The sequence below is a fragment of the Paenibacillus sp. S33 genome (genome assembly GCF_053615415.1).
This window is the reverse complement of record NZ_JBSIEZ010000002.1, coordinates 91,146-114,796: the sequence shown is the minus strand read 5'-3', so window position 1 is coordinate 114,796 and position 23,651 is coordinate 91,146. Positions and strand designations below refer to the sequence as shown.

Genomic DNA, 23,651 nt, shown 5'->3' with positions numbered 1-23,651 from the left:
ACGCTGAATCTCCTCCTGGATAGATCATAAACCATAAAACGTCCAGGAGGTATTTCCTTAATTTTAATAAATATATGGGGTGATCGTTTGGATACTTTATTTGAGAAAGAAAAATTATTTTGGAGAAATATGATAAGTTCAGAAGATCGAATAAGTTCATTTCCCTACAATAAGAGCTCTAACAAAGATGGTATTATTAATTCCCAGTTGAGCAAACACAGACATCGATTTTCTCAAAACGTTCAAAGAAAATTAGAGGCGTTATCTAAAGGCTCCAAAGGAGTTGAGTTTCTTATACTACTAACTGGAGTACAATTCTTGCTGTACAAATACACGGAAGACAGTCAAACCATCGTTGGTATACCTGTAATCTCCAATAGCCAGGAAGATTTAAGTCCTATTAATGAAATCCTCTTCTTAAAAGCTGATGTAGAGGAATATAATACGTTTAAAACGCTTGTCAAGCAAAATCAACGTGCGGTAAAGGAAGTATTGAAACACTCAAATATTCCTTTTCAGGATATGACAGGTCAACTAGAGATTGAATACCACAACAACGGCAAACCGATTGTGGATACGGTGATCTATTACTCAGCATTACATAACTTGAATTTTATTAATGATGCTATTGTGAATCTTTTACTTGGATTTGAAATGGAACAAGAATCAATTTATGTGAATGTCAGTTACAACCCGGATGTGTACAGTCAAGATTACATACTACGGCTAACAGCACATCTGGAGCATATTCTTATCCAAATGATGAATGAGCCAGATCTTGAAATTCACAAAGTGGGCATCATGACAGAAGAGGAAAAAGAGAAACAGTGTATTGAGTTTAATCGAACGAATGAAAATGAGCTTGCGAGCGCAACTGTTCAAAAGTTGTTTGAGCAACAAGCTAAGGCGGTACCAGAAAAAGTGGCTGTTACTTACGAAAATGTTGCCTTCACATACAGGGAGCTTAATGAACGTTCGAATAGACTAGCTCGTACATTACGGACTAACGGAGTTCAAAGTGGTCATTTAGTGGGATTAATGGTTGAGCGCTCTGTGGAAATGATCATCGGAATCCTTGCTATCTTAAAATCAGGTGGAGCTTATGTTCCTCTTGATCCTGATTATCCAGAAAATCGCATACAGTATATGTTAAAAGATTCTGGTATTTCCGTAATCTTAATTCAGGAGCATTTAAAAGAAAAGATTGCTTTCGAAGGAAAGGTATTAGCTTTAGAAGACAAGGATTCATATTCGGAGGATCAATCTAATTTAGAATTGGTGAACTCCCCCCAAGATATAGCTTATGTCATTTATACATCCGGTACAACAGGTACCCCCAAGGGCATATTGACCACGCATGAGAATATTATTCGGGTAGTTAGCCGTACGAATTACATCGATTTTCAAGAGGGAGATCATATACTTCAGCTGTCCAACTATGCATTTGATGGCTCAACCTTTGATATTTTTGGTTCGTTACTAAATGGAAGCAAACTAACTCTGATTGGAAAAGACACCTTGCTAGACATAAAAAAACTTGCCTACCAAATTAGAGATAAACAAATTACAGTTGTTTTTATTACGACGGCTTTGTTCAACATGCTAATAGACCAAGATGTGGATTGTTTTGTCCATGTACGAAAAGTTCTTTTTGGCGGGGAAAGAGCCTCGGTGGAGCATACTAAAAAGGCGCTAAAAGAGTTAGGACCTCATAAATTAATACAAGTATACGGACCTACAGAAAGTACTGTCTTCGCGACATATTATGAAGTTAATGAAATTGATGATACCGATGTTCATATTCCAATTGGCAAGCCGATCAGCCAAACACAGGTATACGTCTTAAGCAAAAAAGGTGAACTTCAACCGCTAGGTGTCCCTGGAGAATTATGGATTGGCGGAAAGGGACTGGCTCACGGTTATTTAAATCGTCCTGAATTGAATAACGAGAAGTTTGTTACCGGCCTATTAAACTCGAATGAGCGCCTATATCGGACAGGTGACTTGGTTCGGTGGCTCCCTAAAGGGAATCTTGAGTTTTTGGGTCGTATTGACCAGCAGGTTAAAATACGTGGTCACCGGATAGAACTTGGAGAAATTGAGGCGCAGCTTCTTAAAATAAGTGGCATTCAAAAAGCTTTGGTGACTACCGTTGAAAACGAGCATGGAGAAAAAGAGGTTTGCGCATACCTTGAGACAGAGCAGCCTTTCACGATCGGCGAACTACGAGCGACCCTTGGGGTTCAGTTGCCCGCCTTTATGATTCCAGCTTATTTTATTCGTTTGGAAAGTTTCCCTCTCACATTGAATGGAAAAATCGATTTGAAATCGTTGCCGCATCCCAAAAATAATATATGGACAGGAGCAGAATATCAGGCTCCTGAAACAGTAATCGAAGAACGACTAGTTCAGATATGGAAAGAATTATTAGGAATTGAGAATATCGGAGTAAAGGATAATTTTTTTGAGCTTGGAGGGCAATCATTAAAAGCTTCAAGTATGGTCACAAAGATATACCAACATTTGGGGGTTGATCTATCTCTTAAACAAATATTCCAATACCCGACCATTAAAGAAATCGCCAATTGGATTGCAGACAAGCAAGGGAACTTTGAACCTATCCCTCTTGCAGAGGAAAGAAGCAGCTACCCCTTGTCTTCGGCACAGAAACGTTTGTACGCTTTAAGTTTATTGTCCAATCATGATCTAAGTTATAACATGCCCGCCGTATTTTCCGTTGAAGGACCTTTAAATCGAAATGATCTTCAACAGGCATTGAATAAGCTAATCCAGCGTCATGAGTCATTACGAACAAGTTTTGTAAATACAAATGAAGGGCCCATTCAGAGAGTAAACCCGGTGGTTCAGTTTTTAATCGAATATTTCGAATCGACGGAAGAAGATTGCCAGAAGGTGATCCAGAACTTTATACGTGCATTTGATCTGAAAATGGCCCCGCTACTGAGAGTGGGCTTAATTGAGATAACTTCTGAGCATCATCTTCTTATGTTTGATATGCATCATATCATCTCAGATGGAGTTTCAATGGAAAACATTCTAAAGGAAATAACCCTTCTTTTGGAAGGGGAAAATCTACCTGTCCTTCATATTCAATACAAGGACTACGCTGTATGGCAGCAAGATAAGGTGCAGCAAGAACGCATGAAAAAACAGGAAACATATTGGATAAATACATTTAGTAATGAGATGCAAACATATGAGTTACCAACAGATTATAATAGGCCAAACGTCAGGGACTTTTCAGGAAATCTCCTGGAATTCACATTAGATCCCTTTACTAGCGAAAAATTAAGACAAATAACAGCTGAAAGCGGAACAACTTTGTATATGATTCTTTTAACTTCATATTTCATTTTTTTATACAAGTACACAGACCAAGAAGATATTACAATCGGAACACCTGTTGCAGGAAGAACTCACCCTGACCTAGATCATTTAATCGGCATGTTTGTCAATACGTTAGCCCTTCGAAGCTATCCAGCAGGTCACAAAACATTCATGCAGTTTTTGCAAGAAGTGAGGGAGACTGTATTACTTGCATTTGAAAATCAAGAGTATCCTTTAGAGACACTTGTAGAAAAATTGGAACTCTCACGGGATTTAAGCAGAAATCCTTTATTTGATACAATGTTTACTTTACAAACGGCGTCTTCGCAAGAAGCCCAGATTCCTGGTTGGAACCTAAGCGCATATCCCATAGAGCATAAGGTAGCAAAATTTGATTTGTCATTTCATGCTAATGTCGAGACTTCAACGATCCGATTCAGTATAGAATACGCTACTTCTCTTTTTAAACAGGGAACTATACAGCGGATGGGACTTCATTTTCAAAATATTATTCGTTCCATCACGCAGGATGTTCAAATTATATTATCAGATATTAATATATTGACTGCTGATGAAGAGGAAAAAATATGGAAGACTTATAATACACCGAAAATCGAATTTATGGATAATAAAACAATTCACGGATTATTTGAGGAACAAGTATCCCTGGTGCCTAACAAAGTTGCAGTCGTTTGCGAAAAAACACATCTGACTTATCGCGAACTTGATGAACGCTCCAGCAGACTTGCAAATTATTTACATCAAGAAGGAGTAAAAAAGGAAGAAATTATAGGGCTAATGACCGAACGATCCGTAGAAATGATTATAGGCATGCTCGCAATTCTTAAGGTAGGAGGAGGCTATTTGCCTATCGACCCTGAGCTACCCAAGGATCGTATTCACTATATGTTGAATGACTCCGGCGCCTCCCTATTGCTAACTACACATAATTTAACGGAAAAAGCCACATTTGACGGCAAGTTTATATACCTTGATGAAGAGAAAATTTATATGGAACAGGACTTGCATATCGAATTTGAAGTTTTCCCCTCAAATCTTGCCTATGTGATTTATACTTCAGGAACAACTGGTAAACCCAAAGGGGTTATGCTTGAACATCGAGGGATATGCAATTTAAAGTCTCTCTATACGAACACACTTCAAATAACAGAACAGGATCGAATTGTACAATTCTCTAATTTTTCTTTTGACGCATGTACCTGGGAAATTTCTCAGGCGCTGTTTAGCGGCGCGACCCTTTATATCCCGCGGAAAAATACGATTTTGGATGCGGAACGTTTCACAGATTATTTAATAGAAAATAATATAACAGTGGCGACATTACCTCCGTCTTATGCAGTACATCTGAATCCAGAAAGGATCGTCAGCTTAACCAAACTCATTACAGCAGGATCGTCCACCTCACTTGAATTCATCAAAAAGTGGGCTAATAGGGTGCAGTATTTTAATGCCTACGGTCCGACAGAGGACTCCGTGTGTTCAACTGTGTGGTCGGTTCCCTCATTTCAGAATTTTGATTCGATACAAGCAGTCAGTATCGGTAAGCCAATACAGAATCATCAGGCATTCATTTTAAATCGTGATAACCAGTTGCAGCCTGTTGGTATTCCTGGCGAATTGTGTATAGCTGGAGTTGGTTTGGCAAGAGGGTATTTGAACTTGGAAGACCTAACTGCGCAAAAGTTTGTCGTTCATCCACTAAACGCTCAAATGCGGTTATACAAAACGGGTGATCTGGCAAAATGGATGCCTAATGGTAAAATTGAGTACTTGGGGAGAATAGATCACCAAGTAAAAATACGAGGATTCCGTATTGAAATTGGTGAAGTGGAAAACCGGCTTGCGAACATCGAAGGCATACAGGATGTTATCGTTATTACCCGGCAAGACGTGCGCGACGATAATCAACTATATGCGTACTACGTTGCAAGTAAGCAGTTTGAAATCGAAGTATTGAAGTCAGAATTAGCGAAAGTTTTGCCCGAATATATGATTCCGTCTTATTTTGTCAAACTGGAGAAAATGCCTTTAACGACTAACGGTAAAATTGATCGTAAGGCGCTTCCTATTCCTGACCTCGGTCTAGCCTTTGCTAGAACATATATAGCTCCCCGTAACACGATGGAGCACTTGCTTGCTTCTATATGGCAGCATGTTCTGGGTGTTGAACGCATTGGTATCGAAGATCATTTTTTTGATCTTGGAGGAGATTCGATTAAAGCGATTCAGGTATCTTCCCGGTTGTTTGAAGCCGGATATCGGTTTGAAATAAGGGACTTATTCAAAAATCCAACGATAAAACAATTAGCCGGTCACATTCAATCTATTCTCGTAAAAACAAATTCGTGTGAAATCAATGGAGATGTAAAGTTAACGCCAATTCAGAGATGGTTCTTTGAACTCAATAAAGAACCCCATCATTTTAATCAGTCTTTTATGCTTTATCGCAAAAAAGGATTCGACGAAGATCTTCTTCACCAAGTGTTGCAGAAATTGACTGAACAGCATGATGCGCTTCGGATCTTATTCCGTTATACATCCGATGGCTACGAGGCCTGGAATCGTCCTGTAGGGGATGAGTCAGCCTACATATTGGAAACGGAGGATTATCGGCATTATGATAAAAATGACGCATTTGTAGAAATGAAGGCCAATGCAGTACAACGTAGCATCAATATAAGTCAAGGTCCTTTAATTAAATTAGTCTTATTTCATTGCCAAGATGGGGACCATTTGCTTATTGTTATTCACCATCTAGTTGTTGATGGGGTTTCTTGGCGGATCCTGCTGGAAGACTTCACATCCATGTATAGTCAATTAGAAAAGAAGCAAACTATCAAGCTTCCTCCCAAAACAGATTCTTTCCAAAGCTGGGCATTAAAGATATCAGAGTATGCTCAAAGCCCAGATCTAGAAAGTGAATTTGAATATTGGCAGGGGATCCATCATACGGCAACGGAATTGCTACCAAGAGACGCGAAAATCATTTCCAAGCAGAATCAAAATACGGAATATACAGTGAAGATGACTGCGCATGAGACCGAGCTCTTGCTTAAGAGTGTACATCGTGCCTACAATACGCAAATGGATGATTTGCTACTTGCTGCACTGGGGATGTCTCTTCGTGATTGGAAGGGGATGAAGCGAGTTGCTGTTAGCCTTGAGGGTCACGGACGTGAATCTATTTTTCCTGAAGTAAACATTTCAAGAACGGTAGGCTGGTTTACCAGCATGTATCCTGTTATTTTGGATATGACTGCGGAACATGAGATATCTACTGATATTAAACGGATCAAAGAGAATATCCGACAAATACCGCACAAAGGAATTAATTATGGTATTATTCGCTATTTAACCAATAGTAAAGCGTTGCAAAATGAACTACATGCAGAAATTAGCTTTAATTATTTTGGAAGTTTCGATCGGAATTTTCAGAGTAATGAATTTGAGCTATCACCATACCCGCGAGGCGAAGAAGTAAGTAATAAGTTCGTCTCCGGCTTCTCTTTGATGGTGAATGGTTACATTATGGATGGAGAGCTTTCTCTTTCCTTCCTGTATAACTGCAATTACTTCCGAGATGAATCGATAGAAAGTTTGGCCGGATATTTTAAGGCGAATCTGCAAAAAATCATATCTCATTGCTTGGATAAAGAGCCTGAAATCACACCGAGTGATTTACAAATCAAAGGGCTTACCTTTGAAGAGTTAGAACACATTCTAAATGAAACTCGCGAAATCGGGAGGGTTGAGAACACTTATACCCTTACCCCTATACAGAATGGCATGCTGTACCATAATCAAGTCTCGCCTGAATCCAACGCTTATTTTGAACAAACTGCTTTTACCATGGAAGGTCCACTAAATATTTCGATATTCAAGGAGTGCTGGAATGATCTTCTGAAGAGACATGCTGTACTGCGTACCAATTTTTATACTAATCTCTTGGCAGTGCCAATACAGATTGTTTACCGGGAAAAGCAGCTTCAGTTTTACTATGAAGACCTCAGGGATTTAAATTTTGAAGATCAAAGGTCTCATTTGCAAAACTATAAAGAGCAAGACCGTTTAAAAGGTTTTGATTTAGCTTCAGACACGCTTATGCGAGTGGCTACTTTCCGAGTGCAAGATCATGCTTATGAAATTTTATGGAGCTTCCATCATATTTTGATAGATGGATGGAGCCTGCCTTTAATTATGAAAGAGATTTTGGGAACATATCGTGCCTTTCAAGATCACCTAAAGCCGGATTACCCCCCAGCCTCACCTTACAGTGAGTATATCCGGTGGCTGGAGGAGCAAGATCGAAAAACGTCTTTACAGTACTGGAGCAATTATTTAGGCAGATATGACCAGCAAACGGTTTTACCCAAGAAAAACATAAAAATTGAGGGCTATCGTTCGGACAAGGTATCATGCGAACTAGGAGCATCACTATCTCAGCGAATCCATGAAGTCGCCAGACAATACGGAGCAACTGTAAATGTTTTGCTTCAAACTTTATGGGGGATTCTACTGCATAAATATAATAACAATCACGATGCGGTTTTTGGGAGTGTCGTTTCAGGGAGGCAGGCCAATATTCCCGGAATAGAACATATGGTCGGATTATTTATTAATACGATTCCAGTCCGCATTCAATGTAGTCCCAATGAAACCTTCAGTGATCTTTTATGTAGAATGCAGGAGCAAGCCTTGAGATCTCATCAGCATGACTATTACTCATTATACGAAATTCAGGCACACACAAGTCAGAAACAGGACTTAATTAACCATATTATGATTTTTGAGAATTATCCGGTTGAGAAGCAGATGCAGGCAACCAGTAGTTCTCCTGATGAAATCTCGATTACAGCAATGAGCGCGGTGGAACAAACCAATTATGATTTAAACGTGGTCGTCGTACCCGCGGAACAATTGACGATTCATTTTGAGTACAATGCTCTGGTGTATGCCTCTGAGAATATGGAACTGCTCAAAGCTCATTTTTTACGTATGATAGAGCAAGTAGCTGAGCGACCGAGCCTAAATATAGAAGAAATTGAACTCATCACGGAATCGGAAAAAGAACTGATTTTGAACAAGTTCAACCATACACAAGTTTCTTATCCTGAAGCTGATTTGATTTTCCGACTGTTTGAACAACAAGTGGAGCGTACACCTGATCAAATTGCATTAGTATTAGGAAATAAGAAATTAACTTACAGAGAATTAAACCGAAGGGCGAATCAACTTGGTCATACATTAAGAGCCAAAGGAGTGCAGGCCAATCAAATTGTTGGCATTATGACAGAGCGCTCACTTGAAATGGTGGTAGGAATCCTGGCCGTATTAAAATCCGGTGCAGCTTATGTTCCTATTGATCCTGAATATCCGGAAGAACGGACTCGTCATATACTGTCTGATTCAGTCTCTCAAATTTTGTTACTTCAACGTAAATTAGAAAATAAAATTTCATATAAAGGTTCGAAAGTATTTTTAGATGATGAACAACATTATAGTGATAAAGTGGATAATTTGGAACCTAATAACGATCCTAACTCATTGGCGTATGTTATTTATACATCAGGGACAACAGGTCAACCCAAAGGAGTCATGATTGAACATAGAAGCATTACCAACACCATTCTTTGGAAAAAAAGGTCGTACGATTTTAGTGGTAATGACCATGTTCTAATGACAAGCACATTTGTTTTCGATTCTTTTATAACACACCTCTTGGGACCGCTTGTTTCAGGCGCAACTGTGTATATGCTGAATGATAATGAATGCGTTGATACGCATGCTATTAGAGAGGCGATTGTTAAGTGGGGGATTTCTCACATTCAAAGTACCCCTGGCTTTTTGTTTCAAGTTCTGGAAGTTGTGAACAAGCAGGATCTTGCAACGCTTAAAAATGTGGTCGTCGGCGGAGAACAGTTAAATCCTGTACTTGTCCATAAGTTGAAATCCATGAATTCATCGGTAGAAATATGCAACGAGTATGGTCCTACCGAAAATAGCGTCGTTTCAACGATGTTTTCGATTTCTCAGATTGGGCAGCCTATTTCTATAGGAAAACCGATTGATAATGTGCAAGTTTATATTTTAGGGCCGCGCGATCAGGTACAGCCGATACAAGTTGCCGGAGAACTTTGTATTAGTGGAGCTGGTTTATCAAGAGGGTATCTTCATTTGCCTGACCTTACTGCGGAAAAGTTCATAGATCATCCTTTTTTGGATGGACACCGTATCTATCGAACAGGAGATCTGGCGCGCTGGCTGCCAGACGGTAATATTGAGTATCTTGGAAGAATCGATCAACAAGTCAAAATACGTGGTTTTCGTGTTGAGCTTGGCGAAATAGAAGCACACCTTTCAGCAATCGACACTATAAAAAATGTAGTTGTGACTGTGCATGAGGGTCAAAATGGAAAACAATTGTGTGCCTATTTCGTAGCAGGCCGAGAGCTAACATCGACTGATTTAAGGGAAAGATTAATTCTAAAGCTTCCTGAGTATATGATTCCAACTTATTTTGTTCAGCTGGAAAAAATGCCTCTGTCACTCAACGGTAAAGTAGACTGGAAAGCACTGCCCGCTCCTGACGAAAATAACATAACTACAGTGGTTGAATACATCGCTCCAGAACATCCGCTAGAGTCCATACTATCTCAGGTTTATCAAGAGATTTTGGGGGTTCATAGGGTTGGTATTCAAGATCATTTCTTTGATCTTGGGGGCGATTCTATTAAAGCGATTCAGGTTTCTTCTAGACTTCATCAGGTCGGATACAAACTTGAAATGAAAGATATCTTTAGATTTCCGACTATAAGCCAGTTAAAAGACCATGTGCTTCCGCTTACATCGGTAGCTGATCAAAATGAAGTCGAAGGAAAGGTGGAAATTACGCCTATACAAAAGTGGTTTTTTAAACAAGGGTTTGCAGATCAGCATCACTTTAACCAATCTGTCATGTTATATAGTCAAGAAAGGTTGAATGCAATAAGTTTACGAAGTGCGCTTGACAGCATCGTAACTCATCATGATGCATTACGTTTGAGATTCCGTGCAAAAAATAATAATTTCGAGGCGTGGAACTATAGAGTCGAACAGGGGCCACACTATTTTTTAGAGGTAGTTGACCTCCGTGCAAAAAACAACTGTGAAGAAATTATCGTAGCAAAAGCAAATGATATTCAGGGCAGCTTCAGGCTAAGTGACGGTCCCTTGATCAAGCTGGCTTTATTTCAATGTGATGATGGGGATCATCTGCTCATAGTCGTTCACCACCTTGTGGTTGATGGTGTATCATGGCGAATTTTATTTGAAGATATCACCGGTGCTTATGAACAAATTCAGCAGGGTCATCCTGTTAGCTTACCAGACAAGACCGATTCCTTTCAGAAGTGGGCAAAAGCATTATTGACTTATGCAGATTCGCCGGAAGCGGGGAGAGAGCTAGTATATTGGAAACAAATTGCTGAAACACCGATTGTCCCTATTCCCACAGATAGTTGCTATGATAATTCCACAATGGGGGATAGCCGTTCGGTCACCGTGGAATTAAGCAAAGAAGAGACGGAGCTGTTACTAAAACACTCAAATCGTCCCTACAATACAGAGTTAAATGATATTTTACTGGCCGCGCTGGCGTTGGCTCTATACTCATGGACCGGAATTTGTCAGACTCTTGTTAGTGTCGAAGGGCATGGTAGGGAAAAGATTCTAGAGGACATCGATATGAACCGAACTATTGGCTGGTTCACCAGCGAATACCCTGTACTGCTGAACATGGTACCAGATAAAGATCTTTCTCATCAAATTAAAATGGTGAAAGAAAGTCTTCGAAGCGTGCCTAAAAAGGGAATTGGCTATGGTATCCTTAGATATTTATCTACAAATCCTCAAAGACAAGCATTGGAATGTGAGCCAGAAATTAATTTTAATTATTTAGGTCAATTTGATCAAGATTTTGAGAACAATAAGATAAAGCTGTCACACTATTCTTGCGGTTCGGATGTTAGCCGATCACTAGAAAGAAAGCATAAGATCAGTCTAAATGGTCTGGTATCGGGGGGAAAACTGAGTATTAATATCGGCTACAGCATGAAACAATATAAATCATCAAGCATAGAACGGCTGGCGGCACAACTGTATTTTCATCTACAAGAGATCATTTCCCATACAATCAATCGAGACTGCATAGAATTAACCCCATCAGATCTTTCATTGCAGGGAGTTACCTTGTATGAGTTAGATCAAATGACAAAGTACACTCAAGATCAAGGTGATATAGAAGATATGTATCTTCTTACACCGTTACAGCAAGGAATGTTATTTCACAATCTTTTGGAACCTTATGCCGGAATGTATTTTCAGCAATTGTCTTTTTCACTTCATACACAACTGGATGAAGAAGCTTTTAAGTACAGCTGGAATCATTTATTGGCGCGACATGCTATTTTACGTACTAATTTTTACGGCAAATGGGGCAAAGCCCCCCTACAGATAGTTTTCCGCAACAAAAGAATGGATTACAAATATACAGATATTCGGGGCTTGGAAGTAAATGAGCGTGATAAACTACTGAAAAAATATCAGGAAAGAGATCGCCAAAGAGGCTTTAATCTTGAAAAAGATGTGTTGATGCGCGTTGCTGTATGGAGGACGGGAGAGGCAACTTACGAAGTTCTTTGGAGTTTTCATCATATTTTAATGGATGGTTGGTGCATCTCACATGTCGCTAAAGAACTATTTGATGTGTACAATGCTTACAAAAATAAAAGCGAGTCTAATTTGCAACCAGTAATCCCTTTTAAAACATATATCCGTTGGTTGGGGCAGCAGGATAAAGCAATCGCCGCTGCATACTGGAAAGACCTTCTGAAGGATTACGCACAGCCAAGTCAGCTTCCACAAAATAAAAATATGACAAATAAGTATGTCAGAGAGTCAGTAATTTACTCATTAGGAGAGCACTTGACGGATCTCATTAATAAAACATCCAAGAAATTGAATATAACAGTTAATTCTATCTTTCAGACGGTGTGGGGAATGATCCTGCAAAGTTATAGCGGAAGCAGGGATGTTGTTTTTGGAAGTGTCGTATCCGGCAGACAGGCTCAGATTAAAGGAATAGAACGTATTATAGGCTTATTTGCAAATACCATCCCAGTACGCATCCGTTGTGACCAACATGAGAAAATGGTCGATGTTCTAATAAGGACACAGCAACAGGCACTTATGTCACATTCCCATGACTATTATCCCTTGTATGAGATTCAAGCTTCAGCTTTGCCAAGAAGGGAACTGTTAGACCATGTTATGTTTTTTGAGAACTATCCACTTAACCAAGAGGATCAAAATTTAGAGAATAGAGAAGAAAATAGTCTAAGAATATCTAATATTGATATTTTTGAACAAACTAATTATGATCTTAATCTCTATATAATTCCTGGAGATAATTTAACGATTCATTTTGTTTTCAATTCACTAGCATATGATAAAAGCTTCGTAGAACAAGTGGGTAAGCAATGGCTGGACATTCTTGAAAGAGTTGCAAATCACCCCAAAATGCAAGTAGTGGAATTACAAAATTCAATTGTCAAGGGAAAATGGGAGTCCCAACAACCAACCGACTCGCTACATGTACAGCACAAGATGGACGAACATATAGAGAAGGAGCCATTGATTGTTGCACCAGAGAGCCCCATCGAAGAAACCTTGATAAATATATGGAAGAACATTCTTGACATCAAAACGTTGGGGGTAACAGACAATTTCTTTTTGTTAGGTGGTCATTCGCTGCAAGCGGTCCAATTGTTACAGCAATTGCAGACCATGATGAATATCGATATATCTTTGAATGTGATCATGGAGCAACCAACAATTCGTGGTTTGGCTCAAGAAATTATGAATCGAAATACGCTAAAAATTTAATATTGGTGAAGTTCTGAGTTCTGACGTCTTGAGGTACGGTGGGTTGATATGTTTTTCACTCGACCTCAAGACCATTCTTTTTTACATGTAATCATAATATGAGTATTTATAATTACAATTAGTCATTGAAGTCATTAAAATATAGATAGCTTAGTTGGATTACTATAAGTACACTGAACAAGCAAATTAGAGAAGGAAAAAAGTTTTTATCGAGCCAAGGTTATCTCTATATCTTACGACATGGCTTGATTTGACTTACATTTTTGGGGTCAGTCCCTTTGCAATAGTTGTTCTTACATTAGGGTTTTTATTTAATTTATAATTGCAAAACGACTTTATGTTGAGCCATTATCTTTTTAAGTTATTCAATTGGGATATGGATATATATACGAATGAAACCGAGGAGGATCACATTCTATTTATGCCTGCTATTGTATATTGGTTACCAGGAATGATAATTTCGAAAAAATATTCAAATAATTTTGGAACTTCTTTGTGTTCTAGGCTGGGAGGAGTTATGTTGATTCATAGATTATAGTGTTTGCAGTTTACTTGTTTGGAGCTCTTGTATAGAAACAAGCGATGATTAAGGTTCGTCGTTTGGTTAAGTTGACGGGGAACGTTAGTTGAATGACAACAGTGGCAAGGCAACAAAAAGTAGCTCCTGCATTGCCTGCAGGAGCTACTTTTTATTGTGTATTGCATTTGTTTCAATTATTGATGAAATGTGGCGTTCCTAAAAACATATTTTTAGGAGCGGTTCAATTTTACGTTCCAAAGTGTTCGTAAATAATTATTGGAACGTATCGATATTAATCACTGCTTTTGGCAGTGATAGGAGGAGGCATTATATAGTAGATATAACTTATGTTTGTGTGTCGGCCAAATCCATGCTACCAAAAACATCATAAAATCCTAACTACTGTGCATGAATTCCTCCTTTAAGTAAATAACACGCCTATTTTAACTACATAAGTTAATTTTGAAGAGCGAGAAGATGGAGTTGTTCTCTGTCTTCTTTTTACTTCATTGGATCGACTGCAGTAGATTTGGTCATGTGGAATATAGTAAAAGAAATGATTTTATTAAGTGCTTTGGTATAACTTACATGTAGTAATCAGCAAACCTAAATGATATATTATTTACCCGGCCGTAAGATAGGCTGTGATGTAATGGTTAGAGGGACTTCAAAAATTCAAAAGATCATCTATGAGTTATTAATTACCAGTAGTATGAATCGCTAAAGTATGATATATTATAAATCCGGCTCAAGAAAAGCCGAATGAAAATTGATCTTTGAAAACTGAACAACGAGTGAGTAAACTGATTTTGTTCGCAAAATCAAACATGAGATATTTTATCTCGTCAGTTTCAAATGAGCTAATCGCTCTTTCGATAAATCAACTTCGGTTGGTCTTTAATGGAGAGTTTGATCCTGGCTCAGGACGAACGCTGGCGGCGTGCCTAATACATGCAAGTCGAGCGGGGTTATGTAGAAGCTTGCTTCTACATAACCTAGCGGCGGACGGGTGAGTAACACGTAGGCAACCTGCCCACAAGACAGGGATAACTACCGGAAACGGTAGCTAATACCCGATACATCCTTTTCCTGCATGGGTGAAGGAGGAAAGGCGGAGCAATCTGTCACTTGTGGATGGGCCTGCGGCGCATTAGCTAGTTGGTGGGGTAATGGCCTACCAAGGCGACGATGCGTAGCCGACCTGAGAGGGTGATCGGCCACACTGGGACTGAGACACGGCCCAGACTCCTACGGGAGGCAGCAGTAGGGAATCTTCCGCAATGGGCGAAAGCCTGACGGAGCAACGCCGCGTGAGTGATGAAGGTTTTCGGATCGTAAAGCTCTGTTGCCAGGGAAGAACATCTTATAGAGTAACTGCTATAAGAGTGACGGTACCTGAGAAGAAAGCCCCGGCTAACTACGTGCCAGCAGCCGCGGTAATACGTAGGGGGCAAGCGTTGTCCGGAATTATTGGGCGTAAAGCGCGCGCAGGCGGCTCTTTAAGTCTGGTGTTTAATCCCGAGGCTCAACTTCGGGTCGCACTGGAAACTGGGGAGCTTGAGTGCAGAAGAGGAGAGTGGAATTCCACGTGTAGCGGTGAAATGCGTAGAGATGTGGAGGAACACCAGTGGCGAAGGCGACTCTCTGGGCTGTAACTGACGCTGAGGCGCGAAAGCGTGGGGAGCAAACAGGATTAGATACCCTGGTAGTCCACGCCGTAAACGATGAATGCTAGGTGTTAGGGGTTTCGATACCCTTGGTGCCGAAGTTAACACATTAAGCATTCCGCCTGGGGAGTACGGTCGCAAGACTGAAACTCAAAGGAATTGACGGGGACCCGCACAAGCAGTGGAGTATGTGGTTTAATTCGAAGCAACGCGAAGAACCTTACCAGGTCTTGACATCCCTCTGACCGCTGTAGAGATATGGCTTTCCTTCGGGACAGAGGAGACAGGTGGTGCATGGTTGTCGTCAGCTCGTGTCGTGAGATGTTGGGTTAAGTCCCGCAACGAGCGCAACCCTTATGCTTAGTTGCCAGCAGGTCAAGCTGGGCACTCTAAGCAGACTGCCGGTGACAAACCGGAGGAAGGTGGGGATGACGTCAAATCATCATGCCCCTTATGACCTGGGCTACACACGTACTACAATGGCCGGTACAACGGGAAGCGAAGCTGCGAGGTGAAGCCAATCCTAGAAAAGCCGGTCTCAGTTCGGATTGCAGGCTGCAACTCGCCTGCATGAAGTCGGAATTGCTAGTAATCGCGGATCAGCATGCCGCGGTGAATACGTTCCCGGGTCTTGTACACACCGCCCGTCACACCACGAGAGTTTACAACACCCGAAGTCGGTGAGGTAACCGCAAGGGGCCAGCCGCCGAAGGTGGGGTAGATGATTGGGGTGAAGTCGTAACAAGGTAGCCGTATCGGAAGGTGCGGCTGGATCACCTCCTTTCTATGGAGAATCGTTTCCTGCGATGGAAACATTCAAATATGAAGCATAAGCTTCAAAATTACTCACTCGTTGCTCAGTTTTGAGAGTTCAAACTCTCATATTGTACCTTGAAAACTGGATACCGAAACGAAATTGCGTTTTAGAATATTCCTTTAAGCTGATCTTGTGTAAACAAGAAAACTTAAAGTAGCGAATCGTATTTACATTGTAAATACTAGGTTAAGCTACAAAGAGCACACGGAGGATGCCTAGGCGCCAGGAGCCGACGAAGGACGTGGCGAACAACGATAACGCCTCGGGGAGCTGTAAGCAAGCTTTGATCCGGGGATGTCCGAATGGGGAAACCCGGCTGTCTTCATCGACAGTCACTTTCTGCTGAATACATAGGCAGAAGAGAGGCACACCAGGGGAACTGAAACATCTAAGTACCCTGAGGAAGAGAAAACAATAGTGATTCCGTCAGTAGCGGCGAGCGAACGCGGATTAGCCCAAACCAAGGAGCTTGCTCCTTGGGGTTGTGGGACGTCTCACATGGAGTTACAAAGGAACCGGTTAGATGAAGAGGTCTGGAAAGGCCCGCCAGAGAAGGTAAAAGCCCTGTAGTTCAAAACTTGTTCTCTCCGAGACGGATCCCGAGTAGTGCGGGGCACGTGAAACCCCGTATGAATCCGGCAGGACCATCTGCCAAGGCTAAATACTCCCTGGCGACCGATAGTGAAGCAGTACCGTGAGGGAAAGGTGAAAAGCACCCCGGAAGGGGAGTGAAATAGATCCTGAAACCGTGTGCTTACAAGAAGTCAGAGCCCTATTGATGGGTGATGGCGTGCCTTTTGTAGAATGAACCGGCGAGTTACGTTCCCGTGCAAGGTTAAGGTGAAGAGCTGAAGCCGCAGCGAAAGCGAGTCTGAATAGGGCGAATGAGTACGTGGACGTAGACCCGAAACCGGGTGATCTACCCCTGTCCAGGGTGAAGGTGCGGTAACACGCACTGGAGGCCCGAACCCACGCATGTTGAAAAATGCGGGGATGAGGTGGGGGTAGCGGAGAAATTCCAATCGAACCCGGAGATAGCTGGTTCTCCCCGAAATAGCTTTAGGGCTAGCCTCGGAAAGAAGAATCGTGGAGGTAGAGCACTGATTGGGTGCGGGGCCCGCAAGGGTTACCAAGCTCAGTCAAACTCCGAATGCCATAGATTTAGTTCCGGGAGTCAGACAGTGAGTGCTAAGATCCATTGTCGAAAGGGAAACAGCCCAGACCATCAGCTAAGGTCCCCAAGTGTGTGTTAAGTGGGAAAGGATGTGGAGTTGCACAGACAACCAGGATGTTGGCTTAGAAGCAGCCACCATTGAAAGAGTGCGTAATAGCTCACTGGTCGAGTGACTCTGCGCCGAAAATGTAACGGGGCTAAACACACCACCGAAGCTATGGCTTGATGCTTGCATCAGGGGTAGGGGAGCGTTGAATGCGGGTTGAAGGTGTACCGTAAGGAGCGCTGGACTGCATTCAAGTGAGAATGCCGGTATGAGTAACGAAAAGATCTGTGAGAATCAGATCCGCCGAAAGCCTAAGGGTTCCTGAGGAAGGTTCGTCCGCTCAGGGTAAGTCGGGACCTAAGGCGAGGCCGATAGGCGTAGTCGAAGGACAACAGGTCGAAATTCCTGTACCACCGTAATCCGTTATGAGCGATGGGGTGACGCAGTAGGGTAGTGACGCGGACTGATGGATGTCCGTCTAAGCAGTGAGGCTGATGTGTAGGCAAATCCGCACATCGTTAAGGCTGGGCTGTGATGGGGAGCGAAAATTGTAGTAGCGAAGGTCATGATCTCAGACTGCCAAGAAAAGCCTCTAGCCAGGAGAAGGTGCCCGTACCGCAAACCGACACAGGTAGGCGAGAAGAGAATTCTAAGGCGCGCGGAAGAACTCTCGTTAAGGAACTCGGCAAAATGACCCCGTAACTTCGGGAGAAGGGGTGCCTCGGTAGGGTGAATAGCCCGAGGGGGCCGCAGTGAAAAGGCCCAAGCGACTGTTTAGCAAAAACACAGGTCTGTGCGAAGCCGCAAGGCGAAGTATACGGGCTGACGCCTGCCCGGTGCTGGAAGGTTAAGGGGAGTGGTAAGCCTTCGGGCGAAGCTATGAACCGAAGCCCCAGTAAACGGCGGCCGTAACTATAACGGTCCTAAGGTAGCGAAATTCCTTGTCAGGTAAATTCTGACCCGCACGAATGGCGTAACGACTTGGGCGCTGTCTCAACGAGAGATCCGGTGAAATTTTAATACCTGTGAAGATGCAGGTTACCCGCGACAAGACGGAAAGACCCCATGGAGCTTTACTGCAGCTTGATATTGAATTTGGGTACGATCTGTACAGGATAGGTGGGAGCCGTAGAACTTTGAGCGCCAGCTTGAAGGGAGGCATCCTTGGGATACCACCCTGATCGTATCTAGGTTCTAACTTGGTACCGTGACCCGGTGCGAGGACAGTGTCAGGTGGGCAGTTTGACTGGGGCGGTCGCCTCCTAAAGAGTAACGGAGGCGCCCCAAGGTTCCCTCAGAATGGTTGGAAATCATTCGAAGAGTGCAAAGGCAGAAGGGAGCTTGACTGCGAGACCTACAAGTCGAGCAGGGACGAAAGTCGGGCTTAGTGATCCGGTGGTACCGCATGGAAGGGCCATCGCTCAACGGATAAAAGCTACCCTGGGGATAACAGGCTTATCTCCCCCAAGAGTCCACATCGACGGGGAGGTTTGGCACCTCGATGTCGGCTCATCGCATCCTGGGGCTGAAGTAGGTCCCAAGGGTTGGGCTGTTCGCCCATTAAAGCGGTACGCGAGCTGGGTTCAGAACGTCGTGAGACAGTTCGGTCCCTATCTGTCGTGGGCGTAGGAAATTTGAGAGGAGCTGTCCTTAGTACGAGAGGACCGGGATGGACGTACCGCTGGTGTACCAGTTGTTCCGCCAGGAGCACCGCTGGGTAGCTATGTACGGAAGGGATAAGCGCTGAAAGCATCTAAGCGTGAAGCCCTCCTCAAGATGAGATTTCCCAGTATGTAAGACCCCTTGAAGACGACGAGGTAGATAGGTTGGGGGTGGAAGTGCAGTAATGCATGGAGCTGACCAATACTAATCGGTCGAGGGCTTATCCTAAGAATAAAACGCAAATAAGTTTCGGATCCAGTTTTCAGGGTGTAAGTTTTGTATGGTATAAGCCCAAGTGGCTTATGTGAAGCAAGCGAACACACAGCATTTGGCGATGCTGATTCCTGAAAAAGAATTTACGATGTAAATTCATGTTTGGTGGCGATAGCGGAGGGGTTCCACACGTACCCATCCCGAACACGACCGTTAAGCCCTCCAGCGCCGATGGTACTTGGACCGCAGGGTCCTGGGAGAGTAGGACGTTGCCAAGCACGACAAAAGAGCACAGCCTAAAGACTGTGCTCTTTTTGTGTTTCATAAGGTTTTATGCTGGAAATCGCCTTAAAGTCAGTCTCAAGGACGGTCGTTTAGAGGTTGAAATGAATATGTTGTTTGTGTTTATTGTCCTTCGCGATTATTTGAGGGACATTAGTGAAATTGATAGTAGATACTAGGGAGAACATGGTATAATTGAGGAGACAAAGCAACCGGTGGGAATGACATGGCGAAGCCAACCCGGAAGGGGGTGACGCTGTGTCACTTGACTTGATCGTGAAGATTCTGGATGCGCTGCTGAAAGTAGTCGGCATTTTTGCTGGCCTGAAGACTTTGTTGTGCAATCAGAAGAAGCCACGTAAAGACAAGAAAAACCACCGGCGATAGGTTGGGCCCTTGATCCGGTGGTTTTTCATTCACATGATTTGAAAATCGCCGTGGTCGCCCACCGGCCTTTGTTAAAGTCACGATGTGTCACCATCGTGGCTTTTTTAATATACGTTTTATATGTATTCATTATACCACATAAGGCTATTCTGTAACCAAAAAGGGTAAAGAATTTTTTTAATGATTTACATTGGCAATCTAATCATGATGGCCAACTCTTGTAGAGGGGCTTGGAAAATATCCCGAAACATGAATAACCCCCTTCCGACTTCTTATTGGGAAGCTTTGCTTTCTCATACTTGGAACTTTGTTAACCTTTTGGAACCGTCGAATGGGGGGTATGAGAGGACGGGGGGTAGCCGCCCCTTCTACTTGATTAGAATTTATATGATAAGATGAACTAACGTCTCTTTCTTTTTTATCAAATGTGTTATGAAAGTTCGTATTTACATGTTATTGGACAAGAGCCCTTAAACATTGACATCCACGAGATGACTAGCATCTCTTTCTTTTTTTAGCTGAGTCCGAAGATAATTTTCCTTCGGTGTTTTCGTGCTGCTATGGCCAAGTGTTTCGGCAATATCATCAAGTGAAGCACCGGCATGCCAAGCACTTTGAGCAAAAAAATGGCGCATATAGTGTGGAGTAACTTATGTAAAAGTTCAGCACAAGTGGCACTACATTTATCGTACTGATCGACTTATTTAATCGTGAAATCATTGGCCATAGTGCAGGTCCCAACAAAGACGTTGCTCTGATTTCCCGTGCCTTTGCTACGGCAAAGAGCGATTTGAGCGACATTCAGTGGTTTCATATCGATCGTGGAAGCGAATTTAAGAACCAGACCATGGACGAACTGTTAGAGACCTTTGACATTGGCCGTTCCCTAAATATGAAAGGCTGTCCTTACGACAATGCCGTGGCCGAAGCCACCTACAAAGTGATGAAAACAGAATTCGTAAACCAAATGAATTTCCAGAGTCTTCATCATCTAAACTAGAATTATATGATTATGTGAACTGATTCAACAAGCATCGTATTCACGGCACATTAAGATACATGACGCCAGTTCAGTACAAAGCTGCAGCCGTTAATAAAGTTGTCTGATTTACTGTTGACAGCCCACCAGAGACAATATAAGACTTAATTATTTCAGTGTTTCAAAACGATATGTACATCCCTGAAACCAGAGAATAATTATTTGAGTTCCTCAAATATTGGTGGCTTTCTTCTTTTTATTATCTTTGTAGAAGTCAATTACAAAGGTCTTAGGATGTAGGAGAACATTGAACATAGTTACTTAAGAGGCTGTAAATGGTGGCTTTTTTTGTTTTAAGGATAAGAACTTTTAACCTTAAAGTGATATAGATTATAATCAACTACACAAACAAGTTTGATTGGGAATGATTTCTAATGAACTCAACTTTCGCAGCATGAAATCGGTAAACAAGCCCTTATTATAACTGGTCAAAAGGCTTCAAGCAAGTTTTCGCCTCTGCGAAAGTTGAGTAGTGAATTTTTTTATGTTAATTGCTTCGATAATACTAATTCTTTTAGGGCATTTGGATATGCTTGCTTACATAGCTCTAATACAGCCTTAGCATATTCTTGGATTTCTTTCTGAGCATCATGAGCTATTCTTTGATTCAAAAAGTGACTAACTGCTTGTAATGAAGAAGTCCAGTACCAGCGAACGTACATTCCATAAGCTGGTAAAAAGAGTCTTGCCTGTTCGGCACAAATTCCAGCTTGCAGAGCATCTTCATAATTTTGGATACCTGCTTCAACATACTCCATTAGTTTTTGCGTATACATTTCACCTAATTCCCAGGAGATAGTTGCACCACTTCCTTGCTTACTATTTTCAGGCTTTTCTCTCCATTCCGCTGATGAAGGAATATAGAATTTAGGATCTTCAGTAATATAGCGTCTACTCGATTCATTCCAAGCGTCTAAGTTATCGCCAGTTCCCTCATAATGAGCGGATCCAACAATATATTTCCACCATTGTCTTGCCACCATCAAAGGAGCGTAAATTTCAAACTGCAAAATAGCATGCCTAAATGGCGAGGTATGTCCTTCTCTAGCAAGAAACTGGATTAAACGTTGGTCTTTATCAGACCATTCAAACGATTCCTTAGAATAAGATACTCTTGCTGCATTTACAACTGTTAAATCACTACCCATGTGGTCTACTAAACGAACGTATCCTTGATCTAAAACTTGAACTGTTTCCATAATTTTCATCTCCACTTAACTGTATAATATATTTATTTAAATAATTCGCACAAATGGGTGCTTTCGTAATACCAAGTATAAAATTGCTATAATTAATGTTGAGGATATAAATAAATACCTAATAGGTAAGAATTCTGCCCATAATCCTGATACTAGTAATCCTAAAGGCATAGTAAGTTTTATCAAAAGAGAAGAAGTTCCGGTTACTCGACCTAATAAATGATTAGGAGTAACTTCCTGCCTAATTGTAGAATAGACGATATTAGACATTGTAACACCAGCAGTGCGAATAAAAAAGGAGAAAGCCATCATCCACCAGTTAACTGATAAAGTAACTAATAACATACCTATTAAATCTATTAGGATTGAATACAAAAAGATTTTTCCTCGGGGAAGCTTTTTTCTAATCTTAGGAATAAGAAGCGAGCTAATCAATCCACCTATAGCTGCTATGCTATAAATAAGACCTACTTGCTTTTCATTGGCACCTAGGATATTTGAAGCATAGAATATTATAATGCCAATGATTAAACTATTCGCAAAGTTTTTTGTTAAAATGACTATGGTAGGAGTGAAAATGTTTTTTTCTTCATATAAAATTAAGATGCCTTCTTTAAAGTCTTTCCAAAAACTTTTTCCCTTCTTGTTTATATGCTCATTATAATCTCGAACTCTTAAAAATAAAGTTAAAAATAATACTATGAAAAGCCCAATTAAAAAAGCTGAAAAACTTGCAATATACGATAATGAGACAATAATTAAACCAGCAATCCCTGGTGCTATCATGTTAATTATTGTGCTAGAAGACATCATTCTTGAATTAGCATCAATTAATTGTTCTGAAGTCACAATTTGAGGCAGAATCGACGTATAAGAGCTCCAAAACATAGCTCCACCAAATGAAAGAACAAAGCCTAGTAAATATAATAACCAAACATCTATTTGTTGTATGTATATAAGTAAAATAATCATCAATAAAACCAGTATTTGAACTGAGGTCATTATAATAATCATTTTCTTTCTACTATAACGATCAATTATAACTCCTCCAATAATTCCAGCTAAAATACTTGGAATAATGTCGATAGCTCTCATCATACTCATTGCTAAAGCTGAACCAGTTAACATATTAATATAAAGAGGGAGCGTAATGATGTATATCTGAAAACCAAAATTATAGAATATATTTCCTATCCACAAATATAAAAAACTTAAATTTGACCAAAGCGTCATTTTAGTCTCAACTTGCATTGTTTTCATTTCCACTCTGCTACCTCTCCTTTATAATTATTTCTTTATTTTAGTCCCCTATCCTTTCCTAGTCACTAATTATTTATTATTAAAGAGTCCATTGA

Annotated in this window: 4 protein-coding genes, 3 rRNA genes and 2 pseudogenes; 7 read left to right on the top strand and 2 right to left on the bottom strand. The window is 41.3% G+C overall.

Translation table 11 applies throughout. From position 1 onward, the window contains the following. Window positions 1-87 precede the first annotated feature (87 nt). The 7 genes and pseudogenes from ACWGXJ_RS25635 to ACWGXJ_RS25605 form a co-directional block, all read left to right on the top strand. The gene (locus tag ACWGXJ_RS25635) at window positions 88-13,290 is read left to right on the top strand and encodes an amino acid adenylation domain-containing protein (protein WP_452568022.1); all 13,203 of its coding nucleotides are present in this window, start codon (window positions 88-90) and stop codon (window positions 13,288-13,290) included. Window positions 13,291-14,707: 1,417 nt separating this feature from the next. After that, window positions 14,708-16,261 (top strand): 16S ribosomal RNA (locus ACWGXJ_RS25630). Between the two features lie 217 nt (window positions 16,262-16,478). Continuing rightward, window positions 16,479-19,404: ribosomal RNA gene (locus ACWGXJ_RS25625) — 23S ribosomal RNA — on the top strand. A 146-nt stretch (window positions 19,405-19,550) separates the two neighbouring features. Beyond that, window positions 19,551-19,667, top strand: a 5S ribosomal RNA gene (rrf, locus tag ACWGXJ_RS25620). The 16S, 23S and 5S rRNA genes sit together here, the layout of an rRNA operon. Window positions 19,668-19,929: 262 nt before the next feature. Next, window positions 19,930-20,058 carry a hypothetical protein gene (locus ACWGXJ_RS25615; RefSeq protein ID WP_452568021.1) on the top strand — a complete coding sequence of 43 codons (129 nt, stop codon included), beginning with the start codon at window positions 19,930-19,932 and terminating at the stop codon, window positions 20,056-20,058. A gap of 645 nt (window positions 20,059-20,703) precedes the next feature. Next, window positions 20,704-21,078: pseudogene (locus ACWGXJ_RS25610) on the top strand (transposase); the annotation flags it as partial. A 6-nt stretch (window positions 21,079-21,084) separates the two neighbouring features. Next, window positions 21,085-21,165: pseudogene (locus tag ACWGXJ_RS25605) on the top strand (hypothetical protein); the annotation flags it as partial. A gap of 414 nt (window positions 21,166-21,579) precedes the next feature. On the opposite strand, the gene thyX reads toward ACWGXJ_RS25605, so the two are convergent. Together thyX and ACWGXJ_RS25595 are read right to left on the bottom strand one after the other, a co-directional pair. Then, complete coding sequence (gene thyX, locus ACWGXJ_RS25600; RefSeq protein WP_452568020.1) at window positions 21,580-22,296, bottom strand: FAD-dependent thymidylate synthase; 717 nt, start codon at window positions 22,294-22,296, stop codon at window positions 21,580-21,582. Between the two features lie 36 nt (window positions 22,297-22,332). Next, window positions 22,333-23,556 (bottom strand): MFS transporter, encoded by a 1,224-nt coding sequence (locus ACWGXJ_RS25595; RefSeq protein ID WP_452568178.1) that lies wholly within the window; start codon window positions 23,554-23,556, stop codon window positions 22,333-22,335. Window positions 23,557-23,651: the final 95 nt, after the last annotated feature.

What these genes read in the sequence shown, in the direction of transcription:
- thyX (WP_452568020.1), bottom strand. Translation starts at nt 22,296, where the DNA reads ATGGAAACAGTTCAAGTTTTAGATCAAGGATACGTTCGTTTAGTAGAC.
- ACWGXJ_RS25595 (WP_452568178.1), bottom strand. Translation starts at nt 23,556, where the DNA reads ATGAAAACAATGCAAGTTGAGACTAAAATGACGCTTTGGTCAAATTTA.